The sequence below is a fragment of the Alkalihalobacillus pseudalcaliphilus genome (assembly GCF_028610675.1).
GTDB lineage: Bacteria > Bacillota > Bacilli > Bacillales > Bacillaceae_D > Alkalihalobacillus > Alkalihalobacillus pseudalcaliphilus.
Window position 1 is genome coordinate 121,407 of sequence record NZ_JAQQWS010000009.1, and the last position, 6,692, is coordinate 128,098.

At 39.7% G+C, this 6,692-nt stretch carries 5 protein-coding genes and 1 riboswitch; of the genes, 1 reads left to right on the top strand and 4 read right to left on the bottom strand.

The features are described from left to right. Window positions 1-296: 296 nt before the first annotated feature. From PQ479_RS16845 to PQ479_RS16860, 4 genes are all read right to left on the bottom strand, one after another. A complete protein-coding gene (locus PQ479_RS16845) occupies window positions 297-1,571 on the bottom strand; it encodes a hemolysin family protein (protein WP_047986970.1) in 1,275 nt (424 codons plus the stop codon). A 428-nt stretch (window positions 1,572-1,999) separates the two neighbouring features. Next, on the bottom strand, window positions 2,000-2,632 hold the full coding sequence (gene spoIIR, locus PQ479_RS16850; protein ID WP_047986969.1) for a stage II sporulation protein R: 633 nt from the start codon (window positions 2,630-2,632) through the stop codon (window positions 2,000-2,002). 398 nt (window positions 2,633-3,030) lie between these two features. Further along, window positions 3,031-3,990 (bottom strand): ABC transporter substrate-binding protein, encoded by a 960-nt coding sequence (locus PQ479_RS16855; protein WP_047986968.1) that lies wholly within the window; start codon window positions 3,988-3,990, stop codon window positions 3,031-3,033. Next, complete coding sequence (locus PQ479_RS16860; RefSeq protein WP_047986967.1) at window positions 3,987-4,535, bottom strand: hypothetical protein; 549 nt, start codon at window positions 4,533-4,535, stop codon at window positions 3,987-3,989. The genes PQ479_RS16855 and PQ479_RS16860 overlap by 4 nt, the downstream gene beginning before the upstream one ends. Before the next feature lie 181 nt (window positions 4,536-4,716). Continuing rightward, window positions 4,717-4,897: riboswitch (cobalamin riboswitch) on the bottom strand. Between the two features lie 117 nt (window positions 4,898-5,014). Between PQ479_RS16860 and PQ479_RS16865 the strand changes: the two genes are divergently transcribed. Beyond that, window positions 5,015-5,947: a nuclease-related domain-containing protein gene (locus PQ479_RS16865; protein WP_053070271.1), complete on the top strand. Its 933-nt coding sequence runs from the start codon at window positions 5,015-5,017 to the stop codon at window positions 5,945-5,947. Window positions 5,948-6,692: the final 745 nt, after the last annotated feature.

The window sequence follows — 6,692 nt, forward strand, 5'->3', positions numbered from 1 at the left end:
TTTCAGCCCGCAACCCCGCGATTCCACTTTTGCTCGGGCTTTCTTCCTCTTTTTCGGCTCGCACCCCCGCGATTTAGCGTTTGCTCGGGCTTTCTTCCGTTTTTTCAGCTCGCAACCCCGAGATTTAGCGTTTGCTCGGGCTTTCTTCCGTTTTTTCAGCTCGCAACCCCGCGATTCAGCGTTTGCTCGGGCTTTCTTCTGCTTTTTCAGCCTAAACCCCTGCGTTCCAGTTATAACTCTCTATTTTTCCGCAGAAAAAAAACGATGCTGAGCTCAGCATCGTTTTTTATTTATTATCACCCCGTTGACATCGTTCGTGCCACTACGGTTACTTTAATTTGTCGTATTCTTCGTTCCTCTGCCTCTGTTATTTTTAGCAACAGGTTTTCATAAGGAAACTCTTCTCCAACAAGTGGTACTCGTGTAAATTCCTCGGTTAACCATCCACCAATCGTATTCTGATTTGTTTGTGGAAGTGTGACATGAAGGAAATTCGCGAACTCTTCTACAGAATAATCCCCGTAGAAAATATAGGTATTCGCATCTAGCTGCCTAACCATTCGAACGTTATCATCATGTTCATCCCAAATCTCACCAACGATTTCTTCTAGTAAATCTTCGAGCGTAATGAGACCAGAAGTGCCTCCAAATTCATCAATGACTATCGCCATATGAACTTTTTGCTTTTGCAGCTCTGGTAATAAAGTGGATACCTTCATTGATTGAACAACAAACAAAGGATTTCTTAGTAAACGACGAACTTGAACTTTTTCCTCACCTTGTTGAATTAAGGCTGTTAAGAAGTCGCGCTCGGATAATATACCAATAATATTATCAATCGTTCCTTCATAAACAGGAATACGTGAGAAGCGCTCTTCAAAAAAAGTATCTCTAATTTCATGAATCGGTTGATTTACCTCAACGGCTACCATATCTGTACGTGGTTTGAGAATTTCATTGACAACAATGTCATTAAAATCTAACGAGCGATTCACAAGCTCTTTTTCATGCTTATCAATAACGCCTTCTTCTTCACTGATTTCGATAATCGCTTTAATTTCTTCCTCGGTTACCGATGGTGCATCCTTATTAACCTTCATAAACTTTGAAAAACCTTTTTGAAGTTTCATAAATACCCAAGTGATCGGTGTTAAAATAATCATAAATATGTTGAGTATAAAAGCAAACTTCATAGCCAATGACTCTGCATATTGCTTTGCAAAGGTTTTTGGAATAATTCCTGCAAAAAATAAGACAAGAATAGTTACAACAAAGGTGCTAATAAATAACCCAACGCCTTGATCATTATACATTTGGATCGCAATTTGAGCTGCCATTGCGGCGGCGGCAATGTTGACTAGATTAAATCCAATAAAGCTAGTTGAAAGTGCCTTTTCAATATGATTAGCTATATAGACCGCTCTTTTTGCACCTAGTCTCCCTTCTTCCTCGTATTGTTTCAAACGAATCTTATTGGCGTTGGCATAAGCCGTTTCCATAAACGAAAAAAGAGTAGACAACACTAACAGCGAACTAAAAATTAAAATCATACTTAACGGATCATCGTCCAAAAAAAATCACTCTCCATTTCTTAAATTACCTTATATTATATAGGAAGTTTCTGAAAAATGTACAGTATTTTTATGGTAATTGGGTGAATTTTGTATAAAGTCGTTGCGAACGTAGAGTTTTACTCTTCACTCTCGAAAATTATGCTTCGCGTCCTGCGGGGTGGCGCTGGTCTAATTGACTACGCCGCTGAATCTCAAGCTTTCGCCACTATGTCCTACCTGTACATCTTCCCCCGATGCTCACTTCAGATAGGAAACTCCAAGATCAATCACAATTTGTCCTACCAAAAATCATGCAGTACTCTATTTTTGGTCTTTTTTCTCTATACTTCCTTGTTAATTGGTTACGATTATATATGCTCACGATCAGAAAATATGCGGCCTTCTGATGAAAACCGCACATGTTTTTACTATTATATTTGAATGATTTAGCCGAAAATCCAATCGATGAGATTTTGAAAAAGGTCAACGAAGAAAAAGGAAACTTGGACATCATCGCTCTCATCCGTTTCATTAAGCTCTTCTACGTCCTCAGCCTCTGTCGTATTATCCTGTTCGACAGCCTCACCATTGGCAAAATCTAAGAAACATAATGGCGGGAACAAAACACACCACCAATTTTCACCTTTCCCTTCACCAAGAGTGATTAAGACCGATTGGTACCAGCCTGCAGGATAAACAAGGTTTCCATAAATCTTGGTTGGAAACTGCACTTCATCAAAAGAAACCGTATACTCTTGCTCCAAGCCTAACGCTTGTAGTTCTCGTTCAACAATTTGTTCAATCTCTGGCATATTCTCTTGAATGACCTTACCTGCTTCATCAAGATTATCAATACCTGTTACCCATTCCGTGATTTGCTTGTTTACCTCATCACGAATCGAGCGCTTCACCATTTGGTCCTGAATCCCATCACTATTAGCCAAAATTCGAAGACGAATTGCCTCTTCCTCGGTCACCTCTTGATGGAATTCCGCCACGGCCACTGCATGATGCGACTCCCAACTAACTAACAAAAGAAATAAAGAGAATAATAGATATATAATAACATTACGTTTCATACGTATCACCCCGCCCCTTCACCAAACAGTCTTGTCAGATTGATAGAATTCTAAACTCAAATCTTTTCGACATTTTCTGAAGGTAGTAAAAGGACGTTTTCACCCACAGCAGGCACGATATTTTATCTACTTTTAGATTGCATGCTAATGTTCGTTCTATTTTTCAGACATTTATGAACGTCTTTCCCTTGTGATATTTCCATCACGCACTAACGTTCGTTCTCTTATCCATGAACTTATGAATCGGCTTTCTCCTGCGGTATTTTATTACGTACTATCGTTCGTTCTCTTTGCTTTCATTTCGTGATAAAATGCTAAAAAACCGCTCTACTAATCGATTTCGACTGCCATAGAACGGTTTATTGGTGAGGCTTCCTCTCTATAAGATTTGGGTTGGTTTATTCAAAAAGCTCAGGATAAGCGATTTCTGCAAGGTGTTTAACAGCTTCACCAACGCGTGGTCCCGGTCGAGACATTAAATCATTGTTTAACTCAAAAACCTCATCATTTACAATCGCATCAATCGTCCCCCAACCATCGCGTTGCTTAATTTCAGAGATTGGATCTTCTTCGTAATTGACCGTCGTATAAATTTGCTCAGGATTTCGACTGACCACTTCTTCACCACTTAGCATTGGCCAACCTTCAGTATCAGCAAAGATATTTTCGACTCCTGCTTTTTCCATCATTTCATTTTGGAATGTCTTACCACCTGCTGTATAAATTTCTGGAGCAGGGCTAATTTCAAAATAAATCTGTTTACGCTCTTCAACGGATTGTACTTTTTCATCTACTTCTGCAAGCACTGCTTGGATATCCGCAATCACTTCTTCACCTTGTTCAGCCGCGTTCATAACTGCTGCAATTTGTTCAATGTCACTATAGACGTCATCAAAAGTGAGGGCTGAGGCAATCACAAAGACTGGAATCTCTGCATCAAGTAGTGGCTCTATCTTTTCTTTTTCACCAATTGTATAAGCAAAAACAACATCAGGATCCAAGGCAATAATCGCCTCTGCATTGACATTCCAGGAATCAGAGACCTGCTCAATCTCTAACACCTCTTCAGGGTAGTTATCAACCGTCGTAACACCAACTACCTTCTCACCAACACCTAAAGCAAATAAAATTTCAGTCATACTGGGTTGTAACGAAATAACTCGTTCTGGCACTTCTTCAAACGTAAACTCTGTACCGGCATCATCAGTTACCGTATAAGGACCCTCTTCCTCCGTCAAATCCTCTGTTTGGTTATCATCATTCGCTTGTCCCGGACTTTCCTCACTTGCCTGATCTCCGCAACCTGCCAACATTAAAAATATTAATAAGCCACTTATTCCTTTTAACCATATATTCATCTTGTTCTCTCCTTTTTCACTCTCGGTTTATATGATTTACTCTCAAACGTAATCTCTTCGACTTCCAACTGTTGATTAGCATACACCGCCATCACAAAAAACACATTGGCTAACAGATGCGTATAATCAAATAAAATTTTGTCTACTTCGCGTTCTAAACTTACTTTATGTAAGGCTCGGACAGATTTTTTTGCTTCACTCCTGCAAACATGTAAGGCACAGGCTGCATCTGATCCTTGCGGTAATAAAAACTGTTGAATTTTTTCCTCAACAAAGGATACATAAAAATCATATTTTCCACTTAAATGTTCTAAGTCACTTTGCTCAATCGCCCGCTCACCTCTAACAGATCCATTCAAATGGTACGTCATGGGGATAAGCTCCATTAAATCTTCATATAAAATGTGGAGCTGCTGATGTTTTTGAACGACACTTGCTGCCTGTCCAATTCGAGTCGTCAACGAATCGGTACGAATTTCAAAATCAACGGTTGAGGCTGACTCCCGCATATACGGATAACATAGATAACGCATATCTTTTTTCATTTTTTCACCTCCAATATTGTCACACTTGTGAATAGAGATGGTCGTTCGGAAATAATTGCGTAAGAAGGTGATAAATCAACACAAAAAAAACGCCCGAGAGACTTGTCGGACGGTTGCTTAAATATCTCTATCAACATAGATTTACCCAATATCACCGTACAATCCTCTTTATTCCGAAGAGCCTATACGTTCAAGTTAGGCAGGTATCCTGGCTTATGCTTCCATTTACTCTAAGACCTTCCCATCCAAATGGACAGTGGTATCCTTATTTCATCAGCATTTACAGTTGCGGAAACAGCTTCGGGTTCACACCGAATTCCCTTTTCACTCAACGAACGAGCACCTAACTCTACGAATATATTCATTTGAATGTAGTGTAACATAGTTTTGCTATAGATACATGAATATTTCCACTTTTTGCTTGTGTGCAATGGCAAGCTAACGATAAAATCAATGTAAGGAAAAAAGGAGTGATGCGAATGAAAAGAAGACGTCCCCTGCCTACTGACCTGCAAGTTGGGAGCATATTAGCACAAAGAAATTTTCCACTTTCACCAAAAGAAACAGAAAAGCTGTCCCACGCCGAAAAAGGTTATCTAGGAGAAGTGAATTTTGACAACTGGCTTTTAGAAGATTTACCTGACAATTGGTATGTGTTACACGATTTATGGCTTACAGCAAAAGACTCCACCCTACAAATTGATTCCCTCGTCATTACCCCCAAGGACATTTTTCTATTTGAGGTTAAAAACTATTCCGGCTCCTATTTCCTCGAGGGCGATCGCCTCTTAACCGAATCGCAGTATGAAATCAAGAACCCTCACATCCAATTAAAAAGAACCGAAACCTTATTACGACAGCTTTTATTGAACCAATTTGGCAAAGCAACTCCTACAATTAAGTCCTATGTTTGTTTTATTAACCCCGATTTTTATCTTTATAATGCACCCTTGAACGCCCCACATTTTCTTTTTTGTAGCTTACTTAAGAAATTCAAAAAGAACATGGTAAAAGAACACAGTCAATCCTTTAATAAAAATAGAAATATATGTGATTTTCTATTGAACAGTCAGCTTATTAAAAGTCCTTTTAAACCTACATTCGAATACAATATTAATCATCTCACTAAAGGTATTGTTTGTTATAACTGTAACGAGGTTTTTACTCCACATGTAAGAAAAGCAAGATATCTATTTTGCCCAGAATGTAATTTTCAAGAGAATTGGAGTTCTGCTATTGTTAGGGCCGTTGAGGAGTATATGATACTCTTTCCCGAAAAAAAGATCACATCTCGAGAGATAGCAACTTGGTGTGCAGTACCGAGCTCACGTTCAATTAGATTTGTATTAAAAAAGTTTTATAGAAAAAATGAAAATTTTGGCAACACTTATTACACAAAAATAACCGAGTGAATAAATAATAAAGTGCCAGTTGTTTACAATCCTAACGATAATCCAAGCAATGATTGTTCACCGACAGGTTCTTTCCCTTTTTTGCCCATGATCATGTCGACCAACCGCACTCATCGACTGGTTCTCGACCTTTTTTGCCCATGATCCTGTCGACTAACCGTCCTCATCGACAGGTTCTCGACCTTTTTTGCCCATGATCCTGTCGACTAACCGTCTTCATCGACAGGTTCTCGACCTTTTTTGCCCATGATCCTGTCGACTAACCGTACTCATCGACAGGTTCTCGACCTTTTTTGCCCATGATCATGTCGACTAACCAACCTCATCGACATGATCTTCTCTTTTTTTGCCCATGATCATGTCGACTAACCGTACTCATCGACTGGTTCTCGACCTTTTTTGCCCATGATCATGTCGACTAACCAACCTCATCGACAGGTTCTCGACCTTTTTTGCCCATGATCATGTCGACTAACCGTCTTCATCGACAGGTTCTTCTCCTTTTTGTGCCATGATCATGTCGACTAACCGTCTTCATCGACAGGTTCTCGACCTTTTTTGCCCATGATCATGTCGACTAACCGTCTTCATCGACAGGTTCTCGACCTTTTTTGCCCATGATCATGTCGACTAACCGTCTTCATCGACAGGTTCTCGACCTTTTTTGCCCATGATCATGTCGACTAACCGTCCTCATCGACAGGTTCTCGACCTTTTTTGCCCATGATCATGTCGACCAACCGTC